The 25,401-nt window shown below is 57.3% G+C and carries 26 protein-coding genes; 13 read left to right on the forward strand and 13 right to left on the reverse strand.

Going from position 1 to position 25,401, the window contains the following annotated elements:
- Nucleotides 1-23: 23 nt before the first annotated feature.
- Entirely contained in the window at nt 24-1,442 is a 1,419-nt protein-coding gene (locus tag MYB54_RS10415; protein WP_248721898.1) for a M20 family metallopeptidase, read from the reverse strand.
- A gap of 142 nt (nt 1,443-1,584) precedes the next feature.
- Between MYB54_RS10415 and MYB54_RS10420 the strand changes: the two genes are divergently transcribed.
- Complete coding sequence (locus tag MYB54_RS10420; RefSeq protein WP_014915562.1) at nt 1,585-2,511, forward strand: LysR family transcriptional regulator; 927 nt, start codon at nt 1,585-1,587, stop codon at nt 2,509-2,511.
- 10 nt (nt 2,512-2,521) lie between these two features.
- Here MYB54_RS10420 and sctU read toward each other — a convergent pair whose 3' ends face one another.
- The 11 genes from sctU to sctW are packed head-to-tail and all read right to left on the reverse strand — an operon-like array spanning nt 2,522 to nt 13,085.
- Nucleotides 2,522-3,601 carry a type III secretion system export apparatus subunit SctU gene (gene sctU / locus MYB54_RS10425; RefSeq protein ID WP_014915561.1) on the reverse strand — a complete coding sequence of 360 codons (1,080 nt, stop codon included), beginning with the start codon at nt 3,599-3,601 and terminating at the stop codon, nt 2,522-2,524.
- Nucleotides 3,602-3,611: 10 nt separating this feature from the next.
- Complete coding sequence (gene sctT, locus MYB54_RS10430) at nt 3,612-4,415, reverse strand: type III secretion system export apparatus subunit SctT (protein WP_014915560.1); 804 nt, start codon at nt 4,413-4,415, stop codon at nt 3,612-3,614.
- 6 nt (nt 4,416-4,421) lie between these two features.
- Nucleotides 4,422-4,682, reverse strand: a complete 261-nt coding sequence (gene sctS, locus MYB54_RS10435; RefSeq protein ID WP_010302163.1) for a type III secretion system export apparatus subunit SctS — start codon at nt 4,680-4,682, stop codon at nt 4,422-4,424.
- 7 nt (nt 4,683-4,689) lie between these two features.
- Nucleotides 4,690-5,343: a type III secretion system export apparatus subunit SctR gene (gene sctR, locus MYB54_RS10440; RefSeq protein WP_010681683.1), complete on the reverse strand. Its 654-nt coding sequence runs from the start codon at nt 5,341-5,343 to the stop codon at nt 4,690-4,692.
- A complete protein-coding gene (gene sctQ, locus MYB54_RS10445; RefSeq protein WP_119872265.1) occupies nt 5,340-6,512 on the reverse strand; it encodes a type III secretion system cytoplasmic ring protein SctQ in 1,173 nt (390 codons plus the stop codon). The genes sctR and sctQ overlap by 4 nt, the downstream gene beginning before the upstream one ends.
- Nucleotides 6,509-7,042, reverse strand: a complete 534-nt coding sequence (locus MYB54_RS10450; RefSeq protein WP_248721899.1) for a type III secretion system HrpP C-terminal domain-containing protein — start codon at nt 7,040-7,042, stop codon at nt 6,509-6,511. Before MYB54_RS10450 ends, sctQ begins: the two co-directional genes overlap by 4 nt.
- On the reverse strand, nt 7,039-7,476 hold the full coding sequence (locus MYB54_RS10455) for a hypothetical protein (RefSeq protein ID WP_039288766.1): 438 nt from the start codon (nt 7,474-7,476) through the stop codon (nt 7,039-7,041). Before MYB54_RS10455 ends, MYB54_RS10450 begins: the two co-directional genes overlap by 4 nt.
- Nucleotides 7,466-8,833, reverse strand: a complete 1,368-nt coding sequence (gene sctN, locus MYB54_RS10460; RefSeq protein ID WP_248721900.1) for a type III secretion system ATPase SctN — start codon at nt 8,831-8,833, stop codon at nt 7,466-7,468. The genes MYB54_RS10455 and sctN overlap by 11 nt, the downstream gene beginning before the upstream one ends.
- Nucleotides 8,833-9,768: an FHA domain-containing protein gene (locus MYB54_RS10465; RefSeq protein ID WP_248721901.1), complete on the reverse strand. Its 936-nt coding sequence runs from the start codon at nt 9,766-9,768 to the stop codon at nt 8,833-8,835. Before MYB54_RS10465 ends, sctN begins: the two co-directional genes overlap by 1 nt.
- Nucleotides 9,769-9,777: 9 nt before the next feature.
- A complete protein-coding gene (sctV, locus tag MYB54_RS10470; protein WP_040043275.1) occupies nt 9,778-11,880 on the reverse strand; it encodes a type III secretion system export apparatus subunit SctV in 2,103 nt (700 codons plus the stop codon).
- Nucleotides 11,877-13,085: a type III secretion system gatekeeper subunit SctW gene (gene sctW / locus MYB54_RS10475; protein ID WP_248721964.1), complete on the reverse strand. Its 1,209-nt coding sequence runs from the start codon at nt 13,083-13,085 to the stop codon at nt 11,877-11,879. Before sctW ends, sctV begins: the two co-directional genes overlap by 4 nt.
- Before the next feature lie 327 nt (nt 13,086-13,412).
- Here sctW and MYB54_RS10480 point away from each other — a divergent pair, with 327 nt between their 5' ends.
- The 4 genes from MYB54_RS10480 to MYB54_RS10495 all read left to right on the forward strand — a co-directional run bounded on the left by MYB54_RS10480 (nt 13,413) and on the right by MYB54_RS10495 (nt 17,796).
- The gene (locus tag MYB54_RS10480; protein ID WP_014915551.1) at nt 13,413-13,958 is read left to right on the forward strand and encodes an RNA polymerase sigma factor; all 546 of its coding nucleotides are present in this window, start codon (nt 13,413-13,415) and stop codon (nt 13,956-13,958) included.
- Nucleotides 13,959-14,199: 241 nt separating this feature from the next.
- Nucleotides 14,200-15,669, forward strand: coding sequence for a PAS domain-containing sensor histidine kinase (locus MYB54_RS10485; RefSeq protein WP_248721902.1), 1,470 nt, complete (start codon nt 14,200-14,202; stop codon nt 15,667-15,669).
- 36 nt (nt 15,670-15,705) lie between these two features.
- Nucleotides 15,706-16,347 (forward strand): response regulator transcription factor, encoded by a 642-nt coding sequence (locus MYB54_RS10490; protein WP_014915549.1) that lies wholly within the window; start codon nt 15,706-15,708, stop codon nt 16,345-16,347.
- 378 nt (nt 16,348-16,725) lie between these two features.
- Entirely contained in the window at nt 16,726-17,796 is a 1,071-nt protein-coding gene (locus tag MYB54_RS10495; protein ID WP_014915548.1) for a sigma 54-interacting transcriptional regulator, read from the forward strand.
- Nucleotides 17,797-17,894: 98 nt separating this feature from the next.
- On the opposite strand, the gene MYB54_RS10500 is transcribed toward MYB54_RS10495, so the two are convergent.
- Complete coding sequence (locus MYB54_RS10500) at nt 17,895-19,490, reverse strand: EAL domain-containing protein (protein ID WP_039509559.1); 1,596 nt, start codon at nt 19,488-19,490, stop codon at nt 17,895-17,897.
- Between the two features lie 346 nt (nt 19,491-19,836).
- Between MYB54_RS10500 and MYB54_RS10505 the strand changes: the two genes are divergently transcribed.
- From MYB54_RS10505 to sctC, 8 genes are all read left to right on the forward strand, one after another.
- Nucleotides 19,837-20,043, forward strand: a complete 207-nt coding sequence (locus MYB54_RS10505) for a type III secretion system major pilin HrpA (RefSeq protein WP_014915546.1) — start codon at nt 19,837-19,839, stop codon at nt 20,041-20,043.
- A gap of 68 nt (nt 20,044-20,111) precedes the next feature.
- Nucleotides 20,112-20,483: an EscI/YscI/HrpB family type III secretion system inner rod protein gene (locus tag MYB54_RS10510; protein ID WP_039288741.1), complete on the forward strand. Its 372-nt coding sequence runs from the start codon at nt 20,112-20,114 to the stop codon at nt 20,481-20,483.
- 6 nt (nt 20,484-20,489) lie between these two features.
- Nucleotides 20,490-21,257 (forward strand): type III secretion system inner membrane ring lipoprotein SctJ, encoded by a 768-nt coding sequence (gene sctJ / locus MYB54_RS10515; RefSeq protein ID WP_039288739.1) that lies wholly within the window; start codon nt 20,490-20,492, stop codon nt 21,255-21,257.
- On the forward strand, nt 21,254-21,883 hold the full coding sequence (locus MYB54_RS10520) for a type III secretion protein (protein ID WP_205592891.1): 630 nt from the start codon (nt 21,254-21,256) through the stop codon (nt 21,881-21,883). Before sctJ ends, MYB54_RS10520 begins: the two co-directional genes overlap by 4 nt.
- Before the next feature lie 37 nt (nt 21,884-21,920).
- Entirely contained in the window at nt 21,921-22,520 is a 600-nt protein-coding gene (sctL, locus tag MYB54_RS10525; protein WP_104209302.1) for a type III secretion system stator protein SctL, read from the forward strand.
- Between the two features lie 146 nt (nt 22,521-22,666).
- The gene (locus MYB54_RS10530; protein WP_009112566.1) at nt 22,667-22,891 is read left to right on the forward strand and encodes a type III secretion protein HrpF; all 225 of its coding nucleotides are present in this window, start codon (nt 22,667-22,669) and stop codon (nt 22,889-22,891) included.
- Nucleotides 22,878-23,312 carry a type III secretion system chaperone gene (locus tag MYB54_RS10535; RefSeq protein ID WP_248721903.1) on the forward strand — a complete coding sequence of 145 codons (435 nt, stop codon included), beginning with the start codon at nt 22,878-22,880 and terminating at the stop codon, nt 23,310-23,312. The genes MYB54_RS10530 and MYB54_RS10535 overlap by 14 nt, the downstream gene beginning before the upstream one ends.
- Nucleotides 23,305-25,374 (forward strand): type III secretion system outer membrane ring subunit SctC, encoded by a 2,070-nt coding sequence (sctC, locus tag MYB54_RS10540; RefSeq protein ID WP_100016794.1) that lies wholly within the window; start codon nt 23,305-23,307, stop codon nt 25,372-25,374. Before MYB54_RS10535 ends, sctC begins: the two co-directional genes overlap by 8 nt.
- Nucleotides 25,375-25,401 lie beyond the last annotated feature (27 nt).

Raw genomic sequence — 25,401 nt, forward strand, 5'->3', positions numbered from 1 at the left:
AGCATTGTGTTCAGGTTTAAACATCACTTCTGACGCACGTACACTCTGTGTTCTTCTAATAGCGTATGGCCTTGCTCCCCCAGTTCCCAGAACAGGCCGGTCATGATTGCTAACCCTTCGCGGGCGACGGATTTCAGCAGGTGCTCGTTGACCGCGTGCTGACCGCATGCCGGATAGGAGTGGGGGATCCACAGCGTCGGCAGGCCGAGGATGTCGGCGAAAACGTCATTAGGCAGCGATCCGCCCAAATTCGGTAACAACGCAGGCTGTTTGCCGCTGATGTGCTGCATCAGTGCCAGCGTCCAGTTCACCAGCGGATCTTCGGGGTTAAAGCGCGTCGCCGGAGACGTGTTAAGTACCTCAACGTCCACCTGCGTAAAGCCGTGCTGGTCGAGGTGTTGACGCACATGTTGCGCCAGATGCTGCCAGTCGGTGCCGACCACAAAGCGCAGCTGGCAAATCGCCGTGGCATCGGCGGGAATCGCGTTCACCGGTTTGTTCGGGTTACCGGTAATAAACGACAGTACTTCCAACGTGTTCCAGCCAAATAGCCGTTCGGCTGGTGTGAGACCGTCTTCGCCCCAGTTTTCATCAATCGCCGGATCGCCTTCACTGCCGGCGGGGTCGATCGTGCTGAGGATTTCGCGCAGCGCCGGCGTTAGCTGAGGTGGCAGCAGGGTGTCGATATTCATCCGTCCTTGTCCATCAACCAGACTCGCTACGGCGTTAGCCAACTGAGTACCCGGATTGCTCAGCAGTCCACCCCAGTTGCCAGAATGGTATGCCTGATCGCGTGCTTTGATGCGCAAACGGAAATTGATGCAGCCGCGAGAGCCGAGGAACAGCGTCGGGCGCGCTGCGCTGAGGCGCGGCCCGTCGGAGGCGATAAAGATATCGGCCGCCAGCGCCTGTTTGTGCTGTTGGCACAGCTCGGCCAGCCCCGGTGAGCCAATTTCTTCACCCATCTCGAACAGTAGTTTGCAGTTGAAACCTAAACGCTGCCCACGAGCCTGAAACACCTGCTCCAGCGCCATCAGGTTAATACTGTGCTGGCCTTTGTTATCGGCGCTGCCGCGTCCGTACCAGTGGTCGCCTTCTTCCACTAATTCCCAGGGTTTGAGCCCATCGCGCCAGTTTTCTTCATCACCAAAAACCACGTCGCCGTGGCCGTAAGACAGCACGGTCGGCAGGCTGGGATCTTCAATGCGTTCGGCCAGCAGAAAAGGGGGATGGCGTTCATCTGGCGAGGCAATCAGCCTTAAGCTGAATCCCATCGCCTGCAAGGCGGGCTGGATTTCGTCGGTTAGATAGCGGTTCAGCGCGGGATGGTTACCGGCTTTCTGGCTCTCACTGGCGTGGGCAATACGCCGGGCCAGCGTCTGTTTAAATTCTCCGCGATCGAAACGTTCACAGGCGATACGAATAAGGTCTGCGCTGGTCATGCCTTTCCTTGCTGGATAATGTGCCGAAGTTACCGATATTTAAAGAAAAAACGAGCTTTGCAACAATAATAAAAATTGCAATTAAGCTTTGCTTTTAATATAAACCTGCGAATCCCCCGCGATGTCTGAAAGGAACGCCGCCATGCACAGCTCCGAGATTCGTTATTTTCTAGTGGTTGCCACCACCGGTTCGCTCAGCGCCGCCAGTCAGCACCTGTTTGTTGCTGTTTCTGCGATCAGCCGCCAAATCCAGCGGCTGGAAGAACGCATCGGCGTGCCGCTGTTCGAGCGTCATGCGCGCGGTATGGTGTTAAACGATGCGGGGCGCATTCTGGAAAATCACGTGCGTAAGAGCATGATGGACATGGATGCCGCCGTGGCGGAGATTCAGGGGCTGAAAGCCAGCCGGCGGGCGCTACTGCGGATCGGCTGCACGGAGGGGATGGCATTTGATCTGCTGCCGACGTTATTTGCACGTTTTCGCCAGCATGACCCGGATACCACCTTTGCGCTGAAAGTGGACTCGGCGATGCAGGTGTCCCAGATGATCCGCAATGGTGAAGTGGATATCGCGCTCCAGTTTGCGCTGGCACCTGAGCAGGGCGTGAATGTGGAACTGGCGCTGCCTGCGCCGCTGATGCTGCTGATGTCTGACGATCACCCGCTGGCGCAGCAGTCTATTCAATTGGCGGATCTGCATCCTTTCCCACTGGCCTTACCGGAATCCTCGACCACGCTGCGGCAGTTGTTTGACCTCTCATGCCGCATGAACGGCACCTTTCTGGAACCGACGCTGTGCTGCAACAACTTCACCACGCTTTATTACTATGCGATGAGCACGCCGGGGGCGGTCACCGCCTGTAGTTTCTACTCCGTGATGTACAAGTGCTTACAGCAGCCGATGCGGCTTAAACCGCTGAATATTAAGCAGCTTGACCAGCGCTCGCTGCAAATCCAAACGCTGGCAGGCAAAGCGCACGCGCCGCAGCAACAGGCTTTCCTTGATTTCATGATGGCGGAGCTGCGTCAGGGAGAGGCGTATTATCTGAGTCAGATCGCGGAAAGCTAACTATCCGCCGTTACTCCATCTCAATAATGTCGCGTTTTTGTTCGTCTTCGAGCTGGCGCAGGACGCGATACACCTGCGCCACGGCCTGAAGCGTTTCGCGCGGAATGTAGTGGCCTTCCGGCGTGGTGCGATACAGCGTGCGGGTCAGCCAGATAAAGCGAATCACGGGAATGTCTGCTTTTTGCGCCTGCGCAATAAGTTCCTGCGCCGCGCGGTCTTCCCCCTTGAATAAAATGCGTGGCAGCGGTGTTTTACCGGGGCGATAGTAAAGCCCCACCGCATAGTGCGTCGGGTTAACCAGCAGCATATCGGCGTCTTCGACCTTGGCTTTGGGGCGCGGCGCGGCAGGTTCGTTCATCAGTTCGTGCGCCAGCGATTTGCGGTGACCTTTCATGTGCGGATCGCCTTCGGAATCCTTGTGCTCGTTGCGTAAATCCTCGTGGCTCATCCGTTGCTGCTTGAGGAAGAAATACTTTTGCAGACCGAAATCCAGTGCGGACAGCACCAGCAGTGCCGTCAACGTGGTGCGGGCAACGCGCATCAGCAGCGCTTTAACCCCTTGCCAGAAGCCGTGTAGATCGCCATAGGCCAATTCGACCAGCGCTTCCAGCTCCGGCACCACCACTTTATAAAAGACGGTACCGATCACCACGGCTTTCAGGATATTGGTCAGCATTTCTACCAGCTTGCGCATCGAAAACATCTGCTTAAACTGGTTGATCGGATTCAGGCGGTTGAGATCGAGGTTCAGCGCTTCGGGGGCAAACAGCGGACCATACTGGAGCCAGCCGCCGACCACGCGCAGCAGCACGGCAATGGCGGCGGCTAACAGGCAGAGCGTGCCCGCCAGCACGGCGGCATCGTGGAACACCTCTTTCGCCACCTGTGCAAACGGGGCATCCAGCCGTTGCAGCGGCAGTTGCACCAGCGTTTGCAGTTTCCCCATCGTGCTGTCCGCCAGCGCCAGTACGCACTCCAGCAGGCCGACGCAGATCAGCAGTTTGGGCACATCCTGACTTTGCCCGACTTCCCCTTTACGGCGCGCGTCTTCGAGCTTTTTCTCTGTGGGTTCTTCCGTTTTCTCGCTCATCGCTTCTGCCTTATTCGCTGTTTGATGCCGCAAAAAGCAGCGGGAGCAGGTGCTTGAGATCCGGTAGCCCCTGAAGTTTATGGTCACCTAAATATTGCAGCACGGGCAGATAGATGATGAAAAATGCCATTCCCACCAGACACTTGGCTGGGATGGACAGAACGAACACCTGAAGCTGCGGGCTATACAGGCTGAGTAGCGCAATGCTGAATTCCAACAACAGCAGCAGCGCGACCAGCGGCCCCGCGTACACCACCAGATGGGTGAAGGTGTCGGCCAGCAGGCTGAGATACACCTCAAAGCCTTGTTCGCCCGGCGCGGGCAGCCACGACAGCACCGGCCAGATTTGGTAGCTGTCCCAAATTAGCTGCGTCAGCCCTTTCAGGCCGATACCGATAATCAATAGCAGAATCAGCGTCTGTTTCAGCAGATGGCCGAGCGGCGTGGCGTCCGAACCCAGCGCGGGGTTGAGCTGGCCGCCCATGAGCGCACCGCGCTGGTTATCAAATAGGGCGCCGACGGATTCAAACAGCCAGAACGGCATCGCCAAAATCAACGCGATGAGTAACCCGACAATAACCTCTTTCAGCAACAGGCCGGGCAGCATCGGCCAGGACAGCGGCGTCAGCAGAAGCTGCTGCTGCACGATGGGGGCGGGCAGCAGCGTCAGGGAAATCACTACAGCGTTGCGCGTCATGCCTTTCAGCACGTTGAGTGAAAAAACCGGCACCAGGATAAAGCAGGGATACAGTCGGGCGATGCCGAGCGTAATGGCAATGATAAAGTCGTAAACGTGCTGAATGGTGGCGATCATGCGGATTTATACCCCGGTATGCGCAATCATGTTGAATGCGGTGATAGCCAACTGCATCAGCTCTACGCCAATCCAGCGTCCGCAGAGCGCCAGCGCCAGTCCGACGGAAATCAGTTTGACGGCAAAAGGCAGCGTCTGATCCTGCAACTGCATCACCGCCTGTAGCAGCGAAATCAGCACGCCGACAATCACCGCAACCAGCAGCGGCGGCGCAGAGAGCAACACGACCATCACCATGGCCTGACGGAAAAGCGTGATTATTTCCATCGCGGCCTCACAGGTAGCTGTAGAACAGGCCGTCCAGCAGCCGCGTCCAGCCGTTGACCAGCACGAACAGCAGCAGCTTTAACGGCAGCGAGAGCGTCATCGGCGCGACCATCTGCATCCCCAGCGCCAGCAACACGTTTGAGACGATGAGGTCGATGACGATAAACGGGATATAGATCAGGAAGCCGATTTTGAACCCGGCCTGTAGCTCCGACAGTACAAAAGCCGGAATCACCAACAGCAGATTTTGCGTGTTCACCTTTTCGGATAGCGATGCAGGCCACATTTGCAGGCTGTTCTCATGCAGGTGGGTGAGGATATCGGGGTCAACGTTGCGTGACATAAAGGTTTGCAGCGGTTCCAGCCCGTAGGTCACGCTGGCCTGAAGCGACGTGATATCGGTCATATCCAGCGGCTTTTCCTGCACGCGTTTGCTGATGTCCTGAAACACCGGTGCCATCACAAACAGCGTCGCCGCAAGCGCGATGCCGTACAGCGCCATATTGGGCGGCACCTGTTGTACCCCGATGGCGTTGCGGGTGATCAGCAGCACAATCGCAATCTTCAGAAAGCAGGTGCAGACAATCATCATCAGCGGAATCAGGGAGAGTGCGCCCAGAAAGAGCGCAAACATCAAGGGATCGAACGCGCCGGACGTCATGGTGCCAGCTCCGGCGCGGCGGCGTGTTCTTCATCCGCTCTCGGCAGTATTGGCGTCGGCGAGGAAAAACGCTGGGTAATCTGTAGCCCCAGTCGGCCTTCCACATCGACCAGATCGCCGCTCGCCAGTGCGATATCGCCGTAATACAGCCAGGCTTGCCCCGGCACTACGTCGCGCAGCGTCAGCACGCTCCCGCTGGCAAGGTGCTGCAATTCCGTTAGCGTCATCGTCAGGCTGCCGCAGCGAAGGTGTAAGGTGACCGGCAGCGGTGGTAAATTCTCGGTGACATTGTCACTTATTGGTGTGAGTTCAAGGACTGAGGCCTCTGAGTGGGGAGCGGCGAGCATTGTGTCGGTAGCAGACGGGGGCATTGAGACAGTCTCCATGTCGGTAACGGTAAAGGTGTAGGGGGCGAGTTCCGTAAGCTGTAGCGTGCCGCGCAGGCGCAGCGTGCCGACTGACAGCGTTCCCTCGCCAGAGGGGGTAAACCACGGACGATTGGGTAGAATAAGATCGCCCGTACGCAAACGGCATAACGCGGACAGCGGCAGCACGGCATCAGCCAGCGTGAGTGGAATAGCGATAGCCATTCCCGCGGGTAGCGTGCGACGCTGGCGGTGCCAGTCAGCACGGGAAAACAGCGCCAGCCAGACGTCGTCAGCGGCCTGCATCCGGCTGCGCACGCTCATGCCGTTCCAGCTCACGCTGAGCCAGGCGCAGAGTGGCGTACCCTCGCCATGTTGCTCTGCTGAATCCTGCTCTTTCTGAGAACGGTCCAGCGGGTAAATTTCCCCGACCAGTGCCCGCAGCACGGGATTGAGCGACTGGTTGTAGAGCGTCCAGTACCACTCCTGTGCCGCGTCATCGTCTTCAGAGAGCGGTAGCAGCGGGCAGTCCGACAGCAGGCTGAGCACAGGAAACGGATCGGTCAGTGAGATATCACCGATGTCGCTACGCCAGCTGCTGGCCTGCGCGGTGAACGATGCCTCTGCCAACTCGCATTCGTTCGCCAGCTGGAGGTGCAGGCGGCCAGCCAGTCCGTCGCGGATAAACGGCAGCACGAGCCCAGTGGCCAGCGTTGATCGGATACGGGCGTGCTGCGCGCGCAGGGTCGGCAGCGTCAGTGGCCTGACGTGCGGTGAATGGACGTCGGATGAATTCGGGCTCATCGCTCATACTCTCTGGCGTCAAAACGCAGGTTTATCGGGCAGTCCAACGCACTGGAGAGCGAATGACGGCAGGCTTCGCGCCGATCTTTTAACTGGTGGTAGCTTTCCCGGCTGAAACGCAGAGAAATATCCCAGCCGCGCGGCACCAGCGCAGCTAACCGCGCATCGATATCGCCCAACTGCGGCAGTTGCAGGCTGAAGGCAAACGGCGGGGCGCAGATATTGTCCATCGCTTCAATCAGCTCACATTGCAGCGGCTGCCACTGTGACGGTGTCACATATTGTGGGCTGTCCGGCGCCTCACCCTGCAACGGCAGCGGGGCATTGACGGAGCCGCCCGGTGCTAAGGCGACAGACGCGTCCTGATAGAACGCGTCTTCAAAGCCGTCCGAAAACGTGAAGGCTTCCCAGAAATCCCTATGTTGTGGATCGGGTTGCGAATGGTCTGCGCGCGAGGACTTGCCATGCAGCACGGCCTGTGCGTTCTGCGTCGCCTTGGATTCGGATGACGCAATCTGTCGGTTATTCATACGTGCTCCTGAGGTAACGTAAGCAGATATTCCAGTTTCTCCACCGCCTTCTGACATTGGCGGGTGGCATCTCGGGCGTGATCAACCTGACGCTGTTGATCGCGGTGCTGCTGCTGTGTGGCCTGTACCTGCTGCGTTTCTGTCGCGATTTCGCCGAGTAAACGCTGTTCGGCAGCAAGGTTTTTTTTCAGGTTTTCCAGCGTTTGGCATTGCCCCTGAGTGTCCCGGGCAAACTGGTCGCGCTGGGTCTGACTGGCCTGTCGCAGCGCCTCGACCTGCTGCTGATGACGCCGCTGCTGTTCCGCAATGCGGATCAACTGCTGTTCTTCCTGCCGCTGTTGGCGCTCGCTGCGGCTTAAGCGCTGACGGCGTATCGGCATCAGCAGGTTCAACACGGTCTGTAATTCGGCATCGCGTTCGGTGTTATGGGGCATAGCGGCTGACTCCGGCGAGCTGTTGTTGAATCACGCCATACGGCATCGGTTCACGCATTGACTGACGCAGAAACTGGGTGATTTCTGCCTGGGCGTTGACCGCAGAATCGGTCAGCACGTCATGGCCGGGCTGGTATTCGCCCAGGCGAATCAGCATCTCGACCTGCTTGTACGCCGCCATCAGACGCCGTACACCGCCCGCGTTGCGGGTGTGATCGGTGTCCACGACGTTGCTCATGGTACGGCTCAGGCTGGCCAGCACGTCGATAGCCGGATAATGACCCTGTTCCGCCAGTCGTCGAGCGAGCACGATGTGCCCGTCAATCAGCGAACGCACTTCATCGGCAACCGGATCGTTCATGGAATCCTGCTCGATCAGCACGGAATAGAGCGCGGTAATGGCACCGTCTTCCGTTTGCCCGGCGCGTTCGACCAGACGCGGCAGCAGCGTATAGACCGACGGCGGCAGCCCACCGCGACCCTGTGGTTCCCCGAGCGCCAGACCGATTTCGCGCTGGGCGCGAGCGAAACGCGTCAGGGAATCAATAATCAACAGCACCTGACGGCCTTCGGCGCGGTAAGCCTCGGCGATGGCGGTGGCGGTGAATGCCGCACGAGCGCGTTCCATGCTGCTGCGGTCGGAGGTGGAACACACCAGCACGGTGCGGCTGCGCAGTTCATCGTCCAGTTCGTGATCGAGAAACTCGCGCAGCTCGCGCCCACGTTCGCCAATCAGCCCGAAAACGATGGCGTCGCACGGCGTATTACGTGCCAGTTCGGCCAGCAGCGTGGTTTTACCGCAGCCCGCACCAGCGAAAATGCCGACGCGTTGCCCCTGACCGATGGTCAGCAGGCCATCGACGGCGCGTAATCCCGTGGGGAGCGGCTGGCTGATGCGCGGTCGGGAGGTCGGCGGTGGGGCATCGCCCAGCACGGGCTGCGTGCGGCCTGTGGCATGACCGGGTTCGACAAACGCGCTCTCGCCGCCGTCCTCCAGCGATCGGCCAAATCCGTCCAGTACGCTGCCTAGCAAACGTTCCGACACCTGAATGCAGTGCGGCTGATACAGCGGCGTTACGGCGGCTCCCTGTGCGATGCCATCCAGTGCCCCGAGTGCGGAGAGGAAGGTGTTGTCTGGGCTAAATCCCACGACTTCGGCCATCATCTGGCTATCGTCCTGACGGGCCACCCAGCACAGATCGCCAATGCGTGCCTGCGGCAGGCTGCACTCCAGCAGGATGCCGCTGACGGCCATGACGCGGCCTTTTTTCTCTACGGGCGCATAGGCTGCCAGATGCTGGCGCTGCTGTGTGACCCACTGGTCGAGCAGCGGAAAAGAAGAAGGTTGTGTCTGCATTACCAGTTCACCGTTATCTGTTGTCTGCCGCTGAATTCAATCTGGTGCTCGTCAATTCTCACCAGACGCAGGTTGTCGATCTCATCGCCGATGAAAAAGCGCTGACCGTCCGCCGTGACGACGTTGGCACGCGACCCGCTGGTTACCTGAACGATCTGAAACGGCAGTTGCTCCGTTTTCAGCTGCGTGCGGTTATCCACGGACAGCGCGGTTCTATAACGTTGGTGGAGTTGGGCGAGCATCCGTTCCAGCTTTTTTTGATCGTCCGGCGTTAATTGTCCGGTGAGCGTGACGCGATCCTGATACGCCGCCACTTTCACTGCCGCGCTCAGTTCCCGCTCCTGCAACATGATGCGCAGCGTGCTTTCTAGCTGTGGCAGCGTGCTGAGCGGTTTGCGGGTATCCTGCGGCGGTGGGGCGGCAGGCATCGCGACGCTCTCCTGTAGCTGCCAACTGCCCACCATCACCAGCAGCAACGCGCCAAGCAGCAGATAGCTGGCTTTGGCCCACAGCGGCAGGCGCGGTGCAGTGGCAGGCGCAGGAATCGGCGTAGCGGTATGGCGCGGCGGCTCCTCGACGGGCATCTCCGCAGGGGGAACGTCCTCTTCCGCAGTTGGAAGCGTTTCGCTGTCGTCAGGCCAGGGGGTATCGGCGGCCACAACGCAGAGCCAAATCTGCCCCAGCGCAAACGGTGTACCGGGCGGCAGGGCATCAATTTGCTCGACGGTATGGCCTTCCGCGTTGCACAACGCGCCATCCTGTGCGCTGAGCGCCCAGCCGTCAGCGGTCTTCTCCAACTGGCCGTGATAAGGCGCAATGCCGGGATCGTAGAGCACGAGATCGGCATCATCGGCCGCACCGATACGCCAGGCGTTTCCGCAGAGCGGCAGCGCCGCACCGCGATGTAAACCAGTCAGCACGCGTAATTCAAACATGGTGTGTTCCTATGCGCTAAAGGGGTCGGGGGAGTCGTAAAGATCGAGACGTCCAATGACGTTGATCGACAGGGTGGATTCCAGCTCGGTGAAGGACAGCACCGGAACGTGGTGAAATTCGTCCTGCAACAGCGTGCGCAGCGGGCTGCGTAAATCCTGTGCCACCAGCACCAGACTGCGCTGCGACGAGAGCGGCGGAAATGCCTGCCGCAGTTGACCGAGCAGCGTGGAGGCGTAATCCTGCGTCAGGGCGAAGAAGGTTTCGTTCTGGGTCTGGCGCAGCGCATCGCGCAGCAGCTCTTCGCTTTCTGGCGTCAGCAGCCAGACGGCAAGGTTGTTTTCGTCGCTGTACTGGTGGCAGATTTGTGATTTAAGCGCCAGACGCACGTAGTCGGTCAGCGCCAGCGTGTCCCGCTCGTGCTGGCCGACTTCAATCAGCGCTTCGGCGATGGGGCGCACCGATCGCAGCGGCACGCGTTCGGAAGCCAACCGTTGCAGCACGCTGGCAAAACGCGAAAGCGGCATGATGCGCTGAAGCTCCTGCGCCAATTCCGGCTGCTCACTCTCCAGCCAGGCCAGAATGGATTTAGTTTCCTGCAAACCAATGAATTGTGAACCGGTGCGGTGGATGGCCTGTTCCATGCGCGCCAGAATTAGCTCATCCGCGCTCCAGCGCGGTACGTCGTCCGGCTGTTGCGCGACCTGTGCGAGCGGCAACCAGAGCCAGTGGCTTTCATCCCGCAGCGTCGGACCGGGCGTGGCGAGGTTGGCATCCGTCGGTTCGATGGCACCGCTGGCAACGGCCAGCCGATCGGTGACAAACGTGGCTTTCACGTAGGGGATTTCGTAGACGCAAAACTGAAATTCATCTTCCGCTAGCCGATCGCTGAATTCGATATCAAAGGACGGCAGCGTAAAGCCGAAGCGGTAGACCAGTTTGTTACGCAGGCGGCGAATATTCTGCACCAGCGCCGTTGCCGTTGGCTGCTCTTGCCAGATCGGATGAAACAGCAGCAAATAGGCGCGTGTGGGGTTGAAGCGCCGCAGATCCTGATAGCCGTTCTGTTCTGCGGGTATGTTGTCCGCCTCCGACTGGCTGGCATCTAACTGCCCCTGCTGCTTGATGCGCCAGAGCTGGAACAGACCGCTTCCGAGCGACGCCAGACTGATGGTGACAAACACCAGCGTCGGCATCCCCGGCAGCAGCGCAAAACCAAACATGCCGATGGAGGAGATAATCCACGCTTTGGGCTGGCTGGTAAGCTGTTCGGCAATCTCGCGGCCAATATTGGCATCCACTTTTTGTCCGTCGGCTGAGACGCGGGTGATGATCATCCCGGCGGTCAGCGAGATCAGCAGGGCGGGAATCTGGGCGATCAGTCCGTCGCCGATGGTCAATACCGAGTAGACGTGCATCGCATCGGACGCGGCCATGTTGTGCTGCAACACGCCGATGGCGAAACCGCCGATCATGTTGATGAACACAATCACCAGCGACGCAATGGCATCGCCCTTAACGAACTTCATCGCGCCGTCCATCGCCCCGAACAGCTGACTTTCTTTCGCCAGATTTTCCCGCCGCTGCCGTGCCTGATGGGCTTCGATTAATCCGGCACGCAGATCGCTGTCGATGGACATCTGTTTACCTGGCATCGCATCGAGCGTGAAGCGTGCCGCCACCTCGGCCACGCGTTCGGATCCTTTGGTGATCACCAGAAAGTTCACCACCGTCAGAATCAGGAAAATAACCAGACCGACCGCCAGATTCCCGCCCACCACGTAGTTACCGAAGGCCTCAACGATATGGCCGCCGTCCTGCTGGAGCAGAATCTGACGCGTGGTGGAAATGGAGATGGCCAGCCGAAACATGGTGGTCAGCAGCAGCACCGCCGGAAACGTTGAAAAGGCCAGCGGTTTGGGCAGGTACATTGCCAGCACGATCAGCAGGGAAGAGACGCAGATATTGAGTGCGATCAGCACATCGATCAGCCCGGTAGGCAGCGGGATGATCATCATGAAGACGATGGACATCACGATGACGGCACCAACGACCTCCGAGCGCTGCATCGCGCTCAGCGCAATGCGGTTCAGCCAGATAATCAACAGATTCATGGCTGCCCCTTATCCGAATCGCGTGCATCCTGTTTTTGCCGCGATGCCGTATCACGCTGCGTCAGGTCATCATGCTGAGTGTTTTTGGCCTGCTGTTTCTCATATTGGGCGATATCGCCAATCATCCCACGTATCAGCTGGAGCGCCGTTTGGCGGTTTTTACTGTCACGCCACAGCGGATGCGGCAGGTCGCTGACGAGCGGCAGCAGGGCGCTGAAAAACATCGCTTGATGCTGTACCTGCGTACCGGCGACTTCTCGTCCGAGATTATGCAGGTCGCGGGCATAGGCACCGTTGGCGCTCAAACCAATCAGGCGGCGGGTTAGCTCCACGGCACCGAGCGTAAAGGCGGGCACTTTGTTTGCTAACCGAGTAAGCAGCGTCTGGCTGGATGACAGCGTATGGCTCAGGTGGCGAGAATCATTGAGGTTGCTCAGCATCTTGCTGAGAACGGCTTTCGAAATCGACGGCGTCAGCGAGGCGATATCCGCCGCCAGTGCCCGCTGCAACGTGCGTAGCCCAATGGAAAACGTCGCGGCGTCAAAGCGTTCCAAAAGAGAGTCTAGTAGCGCGCTGGCCGACTGCTGATGCACGATTTTCTGGTAGTACAGATCGCGCATCGCCTGTTTTTGTTCCGGCTGGGTGCTGAACAGCGCAATGGCCGTTGCCGTATTCAGACCGGCCCGGACTTCCGGCCCTTTCTCCTGATGCAGATGCTGTAACGCACTTTCCGCCGCCGCGGTCAGCTCAGGCTGTTGGGGAGACTGCTGCTGGATGTGGCGCAGCAGGATATCGCCGCGCGCCGGATCGTTGCCTGCGGCTTCCAGCACCGCCTCAAGAGACGGCGAGCCTTGCTGCATCAGCAGGTCGCGCATCCGGCTTAACTGCTGATCGAGCGTACTTTGCGACGGGTTTTCCAGCATCCTGAACAGTTCGGTCAGTTTCTCAATCCGCTCGACATTGGCGGTGGCACGCGCGTCCGGCTGCTGGGCGATGTGGCGTCGGTTCAGCGATTTGCTTCTTCGTTCGGCCTGCTCGCCAAACGCCATCGCCACTTCCTCCATCGAGGTGGATAGCGGTGAACCGGGAGGTGCGTGGTGAGAACTCGTCTGCTGCACCGCAGCCTGCGGCGTGGGATCGTCATCCACCACGACAGGGCGCGGCAGGGCGCTACTGGAGGGAAGAACCGTCGGCATTTTGATCATGATGTCATCCTGAATAAATCGGCTACGTGTCGTGGTGTGAACGTGCAGCGGTATGAATGTATTGCTATGTGGATGCAGAAAAGGATGGGTTCCCCGACGTGAAGTCATCGGAGCAGGCTGAATTTGATGGCGGATTGGATTAAATGCCGTTTTACTGATTGCAATAACTTGCAATTTCACGCCGCTGACGTTGGCAATAAGTGGCGTGATAAAAAGCAAAGTGAAAAATAACTGATTAAAAATCAGTGTGATAAAAATATTTTCGGGCTGGCACAAGGCTTGCTCTTCCGTTTTTGCCAATGAGGCACAACAACGGAGAGTCAGCAAATGGAAATGTCTACCCTGAAACACATCGAACAGACCCCTTCGCTTTACCCAGCGTTATCTGTCGATTGGGAACAGGTGTTTCGTCAACACGGAAAGAAATTGCATAACTTTATCCGCAAGCGCGTCAGCAACCATGACGACGTGGAGGATTTACAGCAAATGACCTATCTGGAAGTGCTCAAACATCAGGATAAATTTGCGGGAGCATCGCGGCCGGAGACGTGGGTATTCGGTATTGCCCTCAACCTGGTTCGCAATTATTTCAAGCAGGCACGCCAGCGCGCTCAGGAAATGGGCGATGAGATGCTGGAACATATCGCGATAGAACTCGATCCCGGTGCTATAACCGAAAGTCAGCGGTCCTTGAAACGCGCGATGGATGCCATCGTCTCACTGCCTGAAGATACCCGTCAGATGCTGATGCAATTGCTGGATACCGATGCCAGCTATCAGGATCTCGCATTGCAGTTGGAGATCCCGATCGGTACGGTGCGGTCGCGGCTGTCTCGTGCCCGAGGTGTGATTCGTCAGGCTGTTGAATCCTGACGGCATTTCACGGGACGAAAGGACGCGCCTGCACCCGCCGTTTTTCACTGACTGAGGTGGTGACCGCTTTATTTAATGATGGCGGTTGCCGTTCAGTTCGTGGTCGCACGCCGTGATATCAGGTCGCATTGATGCCGTTGCAGGGTTCCCTGTCCATCTTCTGGAATGTTGAGACGCCGTATTGCGCTACCTGCACGGCGGGTGGCTGCACAACAGTCTTAATTCAAATAAGGAGATGGCAATGATGTTCACCCAACCTTTTCGTTCCGATGAGAAAACCAAAGCCCCCGAGCTTGAACTGGTGGATTTTGCCTTTGGCCGCATCAAGGACGCGATTTATATCGTCAACGAAGATCAGCGTTTTTGTTACGTCAATGAAGCGGCTAGCCAGACGCTGGGCTACAGCATTACGGAATTCATGCATTTGAGCGTTGCCGATATCGATCCCGACTGGGTCGCTGAGCATAGCTCGCCCGACTGGTTTCATGAATACGCATTGGGCGTCGGTACCACGTTTGAAACCAAGCACCTCACCCGTCATGGCATGACGATTCCGGTCGAGGTCAATCTCACGCATTTCCAACACAGAGGACGTAGCTACAACATGTGTGTCGTCAGAGATATCAGGGAACGTAAACATATCGAGCAGTTGGCTTACGCGCGAGAACAGGAATTTCGCGCGCTGGTTGAGAACACGCCGGATTTGATTATCCGCTTCGATGCCAACCTGAACTGCCTGTACGCCAACCCCGCCAGTCTGAAACATCTGGATTTCACCGTAGAGCAACTTCGGGGCCGTATGATTACGGAGCTGATGCCCGGGGTGGGCTGTGCGATCCGCATAGAACAGCTGGTGCGGCTGGTTGTCGATACCCGCAGCAGTGCAGAGGGTGAAGTCATGGAAGAGTTGGGGAGAGGTGAGCAGCGCCATCATCATATTCACCATATTCGCTGCGTGCCTGAGTTCGATCAGCATGGCGCGTTGGTGTCTATTCTGACCGTCGGACGGGACATTACGGCGATTCGCTATGCGGAGAAGAAACTGGCCGATTCGCACATGCAACTGCGTTTATTGGCGCGCCAGCGTGAGATTTCACGCGAAGAAGAGCGTAAGCATATTGCTCAGGAAATCCACGATGAGCTGGGGCAGCACCTGACCACGATCCGCATGAGCCTGTCGCTCATGCGCATGTGCTTTGCCAAGGAAAATCCAGACATGCAGGCGCATTTGCAAAAGCTGATGCAGCTGACTGACCAAACGATCCAGGTGGTGCGTAACGTGTCGACCCGGCTCCGGCCGAATGTATTGAATATGGGGCTGACGCCCGCGCTGGAGTGGCTGTGCGACGAATTTAACCGGCACTACAGCGCAACCTGTCTGCTGCGAACGTCGGGAGAACCGCTGGCGCTCAATGACGAGAGCACCACGGCAGCCTTCCGCGTCGTGCAGGAGTCGTTGACTAACGTGGCGCGCTACGCCGCTGCCACGCAGGTCATCATTACGCTGGATAACCAGCAGGACTGCGTGGTGCTGTGCACCAAGGACAACGGTAAAGGTTTTGATTCCCGCGCTAAAAATAAAAACGCTTTCGGACTCATGAGCATGAAAGAACGAGGACGGATGCTGGGAGGCGAAGTAGTTATAGACAGCGCACCCGGCAAAGGCACGTTGGTGCAGCTAACGTTTCCTAAAAATGGCCATACCCGCTAACCGCGGGATAAGAATAACAAAAGGAAGAAATGAGCGATGGGCAAACCAATACGTTTAATGATCGCCGACGATCACGTCATCATGCGTGAAGGTCTCAAGCAGATCTTTGCGCTGGATGACTCGCTGAGTGTCGTCGCCGAAGCGGGAAATGGCGCACAGGTGCTGGCGCAGTTGCGCAGCGTGACCCCTGACTTGCTGCTGCTGGATATGTCGATGCCTGGCATCAGCGGTGAAGCGCTGATTTCACGCGTGGTGGCGCAATATCCGCGTCTGCCGATTCTGGTGCTCAGTATGTACAGCGAAGCGCAAATTGCGCAGCATGCGCTGAAGAGTGGCGCCAGAGGTTACATCACCAAAGATAAAGATCCGGAAGCGTTGCTGTCGGCGATTCGACGCGTGGCGCAGGGCGCTCGCTATATCGATCATACGATTGCCGAGCAGCTGGTTTTTTCCAATTACACGGAGGGTGACAGAGCCGCGCACGATGTGCTGACGGCCAGAGAACACCAAATCATGATTATGTTTGCGCAGGGGATGGGCATCAACGCCATCGCCAATGAGCTGGCCATCAGCAACAAAACGGTCAGCACCCATAAAGCGCGTCTGATGGAGAAAATGCAGTTCAGTACCAATGTGGAAATTGTGAAGTATGTCGTGAGTAAGAAGCTCATTCCCTAGTTGCGGAATAGTAGCGGAAATCCGCTGTGCGAGAAATAACAGATAAAAGGGATTCAACAGTCGGTGAATCCCTTTGCTGGGCTTTACGCTTTCCTGACGATATCCTTTCGTTTTCCTGCTAATTGTTCAGGAAAGTAACAGACTGTTTTTGCTGATGTTGGCCGTTTTTTGTAGTCATTTCCCTACAAATTCCTCTGGAATTCCTACCTGATGTTCAGCGATGCCTGATGGTTTCATTATTCAATGGCGGTAATGCTTATCATCGTTCTACCGGCGAGGTATGGGTCGACGTTATGCGGAGAAATGCGGCAGATGCACGGTAGGGCACCACGTTATGGAAGGCAGTCAGTTAGCCCGTTTGGGCTTCAGGAGTAGTTAATGAATCATTATTACCGTCAGGATAGACAGCACGATTCGTTATTAGCGCATTCGTTATCGGAACATTCGTCATTAGAAAAGCCATCATTAGAAAAAGCTCGCTCGTCAGTAGACTATTTCCCGCCATCGTCGGGACATTCCACACACACAGCTGATGATATTCATTCATCGCTCGCCCCCATCATCAATGTTATTGCGCCTCTCAATGTCGACATCGTGCTGGAAGGTGAAACCGGTACGGGGAAAGACACGCTGGCGAACCGCATTCATCAACTTTCCCGATGCAGCGGCCCGCTGGTGGCGGTGAACTGCGCTGCCGTGCCGGAAAATTTGGCCGAAAGTGAATTGTTTGGCGTGGTCTCGGGTGCCTATACTGGCGCGAACCGCTCCCGTGCCGGCTATCTGGAAAGTGCAGATAAAGGCATTCTGTTTCTGGATGAGATCGACAGTATGCCCATGACGTTGCAGGCCAAGATGCTGCGCGTGCTGGAAAGCCGTGGCGTAAAGCGGCTGGGAAGCACACAGTTCACGCCCGTGGATATGCGTGTGATTGTGGCGACGCAAACGCCGCTGCTGCAACTGGTGGAAAAAGGGCTGTTTCGCCGCGATCTCTATTTCCGTCTGGATACCGTAAAGATTCAACTGCCAACGCTGCGTTCCCGTAGCGATCTCATTCTGCCGCTGTTTCAACGTTTTAGTCAGGAAGCCGCTGTGCGCCTGAAAATGACGCTGCCACCGATGACGGCGGAAATTCACGAACAGCTGCTGACTCATAGCTGGCCGGGTAATATCCGCGAGCTGAAAGCCGCGGCGGATCGCTGGGCGCTGGGACTGTCGCCTTTGGCTGAAATTCAGCCGCTGCTGCATCCGCGTCCTTTGCAGTTGAAAGACCGCTTAAAGCGGATTGAAAAATTTCTGATTCAGGATGCGCTGCGCCGCCACGACCACTGCATTGACGATGTGATTGTGGAGCTGGGGATCCCCAAGCGGACGCTTTATCACCGCCTGAAAGTACTGAACGTGACGGCGCGAGAGATGTGCGCAGGGGGCGGGGAAGCCTGTCAGGCATGAGGGTAGACTCTCCACCGTTTACCGATCGGGATACGGTAGCCAATCATGGCAGGCCGACTGTTACCAGTAGGCCTGCTTTCAGGTTATGCCGATTCTATTTACATCGTTTCTGTCGGCATTTTTTCTATCGGCGGGCAGGGATAGTGATGGATATCCGGTAGATCGTGTAATGCCACGGCCTTACTGAAATACCATCCTTGCATAATCGCCGACGGGCACTGTTGCAGGATGTAGGCGGCTTGCTCGCGCGTTTCTACCCCTTCGATGATCACTGGGACATCGAGCTTTTTGATAAGGGTAAATAACAGATCGGCCATGGCGGCATTAACCGTGTCTGTGCCGATAGCGTCGACAAAAATCTTGTCGATCTTGATCATATCGAACGGTAAATGGCTCAGATAATCGAGGTTGGAATAGCCCGTGCCGAAATCATCAAGCGCGATCTTATAGCCCGAGTGCCGTAGGCTCTCAAGGCCATCAGCCAGCGTCTTGTGGGACGTGCTCGACCGCTCGGTGAGTTCCAGCATGACGCGTGTTTTATCGATCGCCAATTCATCACACATTTGCTGCAGGAAGTGATGATAATCCGGCGAAATAATGTCGGAGACGGACAGATTAATACTCAGAAGAAAGGGCGTGTCCTGCGTGAGGTACGGCTGCATGTCATGCAGTGCCTGGCGTGTAATGATGCGGGTTAGCTCGTCTGAGTAGCCCATTTTTTCAGCCGCGCTGATAAAAAACTCTGGCGAAACGTTGTCGCCACGCTCGTTTTTCCAACGCGCCAGCGCCTCTACACCAATAATGGTGCGCTGTGGCAGGCTGATCAGCGGCTGGTAATAGACCTGAAACCGCTGGTGTTTAATCGCGCGTTTTAGCTGTGATGGTAAAGCATGGTGCCGATCGTCATAGAGCTGGTAGGACAGGGCAAAACTGGTCCCGAGGAGCGCCCCGACAGAAAACAGCGCAGCGATGATATACCACGGGCGATACAGGATGCCGGCAGAATCCAACTGAGCCAGCACGCAGACATTCAGGGTCGTCGCGCAGAAAAACGTCTGGCGTTTTCCCATGGTCAGCCACCCGTTACTCTCATGCCGTTTCTCCTTGAACATCGGGAGGTCGATGTCGCCAAAGGTCTGATAGATATGCCCCAGATTACGCGTGAGCAGCATCGCGCTGTATTCGGCGGGGGGCTGAGTGAAATGACGAAATGCGGCGGCGGCGGTGACAGTGACGACATCGTTGAGGCTCGCCATATCGGCGGTAATACGCGGATCCACCACATCTTTCATCGCGGTCCACAGTTGCACGCCCTCATCGGTCGTCAGGTTTGGCGGCAGCAGATAAATCGGTGGGTTGAGGATGCCCCAGCCCGCGGAACAGATGAGATAGTTGTTTTTGATTCGCCCAATATCACGCAGATAGACGGAGTAAAAAGAGAGCAGGCGTAATTCTTTCAGATCGGCGCTGGAGCAAGGCGTGTTATTGAGCGTCAGCACGCGGTCTATGGTTTCCCGGCTTTCACGGGCGACGGCGGTGCCTTGTTCGAGTACGTCCTGGCTATAGTGCTGCAACTGCGTTTGTTCCAGCCTGGCTAAAATTCCCTGACCAATAAACAGCGCCAGCAATGCGCTGGCAAACGAAATCAAAATAAGTCTGAACCACAATCCGGTATTGGTAGTTAAGGTGAGCATAGCGACCATTTGGCAGCGTGACGAGAATAGTACGGCATGGGTTCAAATATCGCATCCTTGCCAGTTGGACAGCATAAAAACGTCCCTGCAAATCAGAAACAACGTATGGCCTTTCGGTCAGGTAATAACGCTTTTTATTATTCTAAAAGAAAATCTATGATAACTAACGGCCGGAAACACAGAGAAAACTAGGCTAGTTCTTCCCCTCGCATGGTCATTACTGAAAGAATTTCCTTTTCGTTGGAACTCACTGACCCGCTCTCCCACTTAATGAATGAACAAGATGACTGTATGTACAGCATGACAGTTCACTACCGTAAACATTCATTATATTTGGAGATATATCATGAGCTTTGGACTTTCCCAGATTGCATCTCAGGCGGCTTCTCAGACTCTGGACACCGCGATGGCTGGCTCTCTGACACGTGCAGCAGGCGCCCAGGCACAGAAAATGGCGATAGATACGGAAAACTCTATTCTGGATGGTCAGATGGATTCCGCGTCCAAATCACTGAACTCCGGGCAGAAAGCGGCGAAAGCTATCCAGTTCTGATCGTGATACAACGAGCCGGAGCCTTGCTCCGGCTTTATTTTTACCCCGTCCGCGATGGAATCCACACCATGAAAATCAACCACGCTACTACGCTGCCCCAGCCGGGGGATGCTCCGCTGGCGGACAACGGCACGTCTTTTTCCTCTTCTGCGACCAATCAGGATGTGTCCTGGTTTAGCGCAGCAATGTCGTCGGCACCGATGACGGCAGAAAGCGGCAACAGTCAGTGGCTGGGCGCACTGGCGGAAAAATCTCAGGGACTGAACGGCGTTTTTAAATCCGCCGAACGCGATGTGAGCCAGTCGATGCGCTCCAATAATCCAAAAGATGTGCTGGATGCGACCCGAACGCTGTCGTCGTTCTATCTGGAAAGTCTGCTGAGCGCCAAACTGGTGGCGAAAAGTGTGCAAAGTCTGGAAAAACTCACCAACTTACAGTAGCGGCCTATGAAAATCGATAAGCGAGTGTTTCTTCTGCTGATCGGGCTATTGACCGGCTGCGGCGAGCCGATTGAGCTGAATCGCGGGCTGTCGGAGAACGATGCCAACGAAGCGATTTCGATGCTCGGCCGCTATCAGATCGGCGCGGAGAAACGGGTGGACAAAACCGGCGTCACGCTGGTGATCGATGCAAAAAACATGGAACGTGCCGTCAATATTCTGAATGCGGCGGGTTTACCGAAGCAATCGCGTACCAATCTGGGTGAAGTGTTTCAGAAAAGTGGCGTGATCTCGACGCCGCTGGAGGAGCGTGCCCGCTATATCTACGCGCTGTCGCAGGAAGTGGAGGCGACGCTGGCGCAGATCGACGGCGTGCTGGTAGCGCGGGTGCATGTGGTACTGCCCGAGCGTATCGCCCCCGGTGAGCCAGTTCAGCCAGCCTCGGCGGCCGTGTTTATCAAATACCGTGCCGAGCTGGAGCCAGATGGGATGGAGCAGCGCATCCGTCGTATGGTCGCCAGCAGCATCCCCGGCCTGTCTGGCAAGGATGATAAAGAACTGGCGATCGTCTTTGTTCCGGCAGAACCGTATCAGGACACGATCCCTGTGGTCACGCTGGGGCCGTTTACGCTTACGCCGGATGAGATGCGCCGCTGGCAGTGGGGCGCAGGGCTATTTGGCCTAATGCTGGCTGGGCTATTAGGCTGGCGCATTGGCACCCCTTACCTGCGACAATGGCAGCAGAAAAAAGCGGGGGAGTCGTCGTCACCATGATCACACAAGCGCAACGCCAACGGCATGAGTCGGGTTACATCACCCCGCTTGCCTGGCTGATCTGGTGGGCAGAGGATTGCCTGTTACAAGCCGATCCCAGTTGGTGGAACGGGAAGGTGAGGCTGCCTGATTCACCGCTGCGTCGCGATTGGCTGCATGTGAATGCCGTGCAGCTTCATCGCCATTTTTCTCTGCCGTCGGTTTTGCCGCCGGATCCGCTGGCCTCACTGATGCAAATGGGGGCGCTGGATACGGCACAGCGAGAAACGGTATTGCGCCTGATGGCGCGGGTGTGTCAGCCCGTACGCCATCCGAATCGCTCGGACGCGGAGGACATATGGTGCGAGCGGCTGGCAAAGGCGCTGCGGCCGGGCTTATGGCTGCCGTCAGCGGTCACCTTTTCTACCTCATCGTCGGCGCTACCTGCTGCGAGACATCAGGATGCGGTGACGCTGCTGCGCATCCGCTATGGTGAAACGTGCTGGCCGCGTCTGCGGTTGCTTTTTCCACGCGATTGGTCCTGTGGTGGGGATAACTCTTGCCATGCCCCGTCGATGTTATTGCCTGCCGCCCGGCTGAATGCGCTGTGCGATGCCCTGATCTGGAAGGCATCGACCCCCACATAACCCTCCTCATTTCTATTCATTTTGCTAAGGACGAAGCATGCTGACGACAAAGACGTTTGCGACATTACCCGGCGGCAGTCGGGATGAAACGGTGATTATTCCGGCGGAGCGCGTCGCGGCGCATCGGCGCAGCCGGACACTCTGGGAAGAAGCCAATGCGCAGGCCGATACCATTGTGGCACAGGCGCACGAACGTGCCCGAATGCTTGGTGAGCAGGCGGTCGAACAGGCAGAAGCGGAATTCTGGCAGCAGGCAAACGCGCTCTTACAGGGTGTTCGGCAAGACCGAATGGATCTGGAAAAGATCATGATTACGCAAGCCGGACAGCTGCTGCGCGATGCGCTGGCGCATTTGCTGGATAAAACGCCTGCGCCGTCGCGCCATCACGCTTTACTGCGGCAACTGCTGAAGCAACAGCAGGGAGAAAGTCGGGGAACGCTGTATTGCCATCCCGCCCAGCTTGCCGATGTACAGCACTGGCTGGATGCACATACACATCTTGAGTGGCGTCTCGCCAGCGATGACGCGCTGGATAGCGATGCCATGAAGCTGATTACGGCGCATGGCGTGATGTCGCTGAGCTGGCGGCAGGCGACGGCACAGCTGATTCCTCCTGAATATCCCGCAGCCATGTGAAATCACTGCCCGCGAAAGGGAACTGCACGCTGGGGTTAACCACTCACTATTGAGTCAATGACGAGAACGCTCAGGTTTACGGCCAACATTCTCGTCAACGACCCAAACCGTGTTGTGAGGAAAATACCCTATGAGGAGAGCGTGCTATGTCCCTTAACCCCATTCAGCGTCGCCTTGACGCACACCTGGTCGATTCGCAGCAACAGTTGGATGATATTGCGCTGAACGTTGCCGAAGGCGGAGCCAGCCAGGCAGACAGTTATGCCTTTTTTGAAGCCAGCATGGACTATTCCAATGCCAGTTGGGCGGTCGGGCAGCTGCTGAGCGTGAAACACGGTCTGGCAAAGGCCATCATCAATGACTTCAACTGAGTTGGCCGCGATGCTGGAGCGTTGGCTAAACGGCGGGACGCCGACGCTGAAGCTGGACATTGATGGCGGGGCGGTGGCGCTTGTGCGGCAATCGTCGGTCGTGGCGTGCAGCGCGGCCATTCCGCTGCGCATGTTGCCTGATGAGCCGATGCTGGAGCGCGCTTTACAGCTGGCCGATGCCGCCCGCACCCAGTTTCAGGATGACACCGCCATACTGTCGCTTTCCCCGCAGGATGAACAGCTCTGGCTATGGATGCGGCCCGATGCTGATGACGTCATGCAGCTGTGCCGCAGCCTGGAAACCTTACTTAACCAACGGGACGTCTGGCTGAGCCTGCTCACGCCGCGGGCGAAAACGCCCGTTTCCGCTCCACTGAATCTGAACACGCTGGCTTTTTTGCAAGGAGAACGACATGCGTAAGGGACTGATACGTCATCGATCGTATAGCATTTTTCTGGCGGTCTATCGCTGGTTTTGCTGGGCGGTAGTGCTGATGGGGATTATTCCGGTGAATGGGATGATTTCGCTGGCGCACGCCGCCACGCCAGCTGACTGGAACAAGGGCGCGTATGCCTATTCTGCCGAGCAAACGCCGCTGTCTGCGATTCTGACGGATTTTGCCAACAGCCACGGCGTGGATTTGGTGCTGGGCAATATTGCGGACAATGAGGTTACGGCGAAAATCCGCGCGGATAACCCCACGCTGTTCCTCGACAGGCTGGCGCTGGAGCACCGCTTTCAGTGGTTCGTGTATAACAATGCGCTCTATGTCAGCCCGCAGGATGAACAGGCGTCGGTGCGGCTGGAGATTTCCCCGGATGCCGCGCCCGATATCAAACAGGCGCTCAGCGGTATCGGGCTGCTTGATGCGCGCTTCGGCTGGGGGGAGCTGCCGGAAGAGGGCGTGGTGCTGGTCACCGGCCCGCAGGCGTATATCGATCTGATTCGTAATTTCAGCCAGCAGCGGGAAAAACAGGACGAACGGCGCAAGGTGATGATTTTTCCGTTGCGCTATGCCTCGGTATCCGACCGGACGCTGCAATATCGCGATCAAAAAGTCACCATTCCCGGCGTCGCGACCATTCTCAATGAGTTGATGGATGGTCAGCGTGCGGCACCGGCAGGTGCATCCGGCCCGATGCCCGTGCAGCCGGATAACGGCATGGAAGCGATGCGGGAGAGTACGCGTTCGCTGATGACCCGGCTGGCAACCCGTAACAACCCAGGGCGCAACGGTGAGGCGTCAGGCCGTGTGACGCTAAGTGGCAAGATTTCCGCCGATGTGCGTAATAACGCGCTGTTGATTCGGGACGATGAAAAACGCCGTGCGGAGTATCAGCAGCTCGTCGACCATATCGACGTACCGCAAAATCTGGTCAACATTGATGCCATTATTCTGGATGTGGACCGAACCGCACTGTCGCGGCTGGAAGCGAACTGGCAGGCGCAGCTTGGCAATGTGAGTGCAGGCAGCACCATGATGATGGGGCGGAGCACCCTGTTTGTCAGCGATTTCAAACGCTTTTTCGCCGATATTCAGGCGCTGGAGGGGGAAGGGACGGCCTCCATCGTCGCCAATCCTTCCGTGCTGACGCTGGAAAATCAGCCCGCGATTGTTGATTTCAGCCGGACGGCGTTCATCACGGCGACGGGCGAACGCGTCGCGGACATTCAACCTGTAACGGCGGGCACCAGCCTGCAGGTGACGCCGCGTGTGATCGGCGAAGGGGCGCAGCGCAGCATCCAACTGGTTATCGATATCGAAGACGGTCAGGTGGAGACAGGCCGCGAAGGTGAAGCATCGGGCGTGAAACGCGGTACCGTCAGCACGCAGGCGCTGATTGGTGAAAACCGTGCGCTGGTACTGGGCGGTTTTCACGTTGAAGAGAGCGGTGACCGCGATCGCCGCATTCCGATCCTCGGGGATATTCCGCTGCTGGGGCAACTGTTTACCTCGACGCGTCATGAAGTCTCGCGCCGTGAGCGCCTGTTTATCCTGACGCCGCATCTGGTCGGCGATCAAACCGATCCCACGCGCTATGTTTCCTCCGCCAATCGACAGCAGTTGAACGGTGCGATGAACCGCGTCGCGCAGCGCAACGGTAAAACGGATCTCTACAGCCTGATTGAAGGTGCATTTCGCGATCTCGCCAGCCGCCAGCTTCCCGCCGGGTTTCAGGCAGACGCTAAAGGTACGCGATTGGGAGAGGTATGCCGCTCGCAGTCGGGCCTGATCTACGACAGTTCGCGCTATCAGTGGTATAGCAATGGTCAGGTGCGCCTGAGCGTCGGCGTCGTGCGTAACGGCGGCACACAGCCGCAGCGTTTTGATGAAGCCGCCTGTGCCAGTAGCCGCACGTTAGCGGTGGCGGTGTGGCCGAAAACGACGCTAGCTCCGGGGGAGTCCAGCGAGGTATTCCTTGCGTTGCAGCCCGCGCTAACGCCTCAGCCCGCCCGACGTAACCTGCTGACATCTCAGTAGCGATTCCAATTAAAACAGGAAATGGTC

Source organism: Pectobacterium nicotianae (assembly GCF_023272715.1).
In the GTDB taxonomy this organism is placed as follows: domain Bacteria; phylum Pseudomonadota; class Gammaproteobacteria; order Enterobacterales; family Enterobacteriaceae; genus Pectobacterium; species Pectobacterium brasiliense.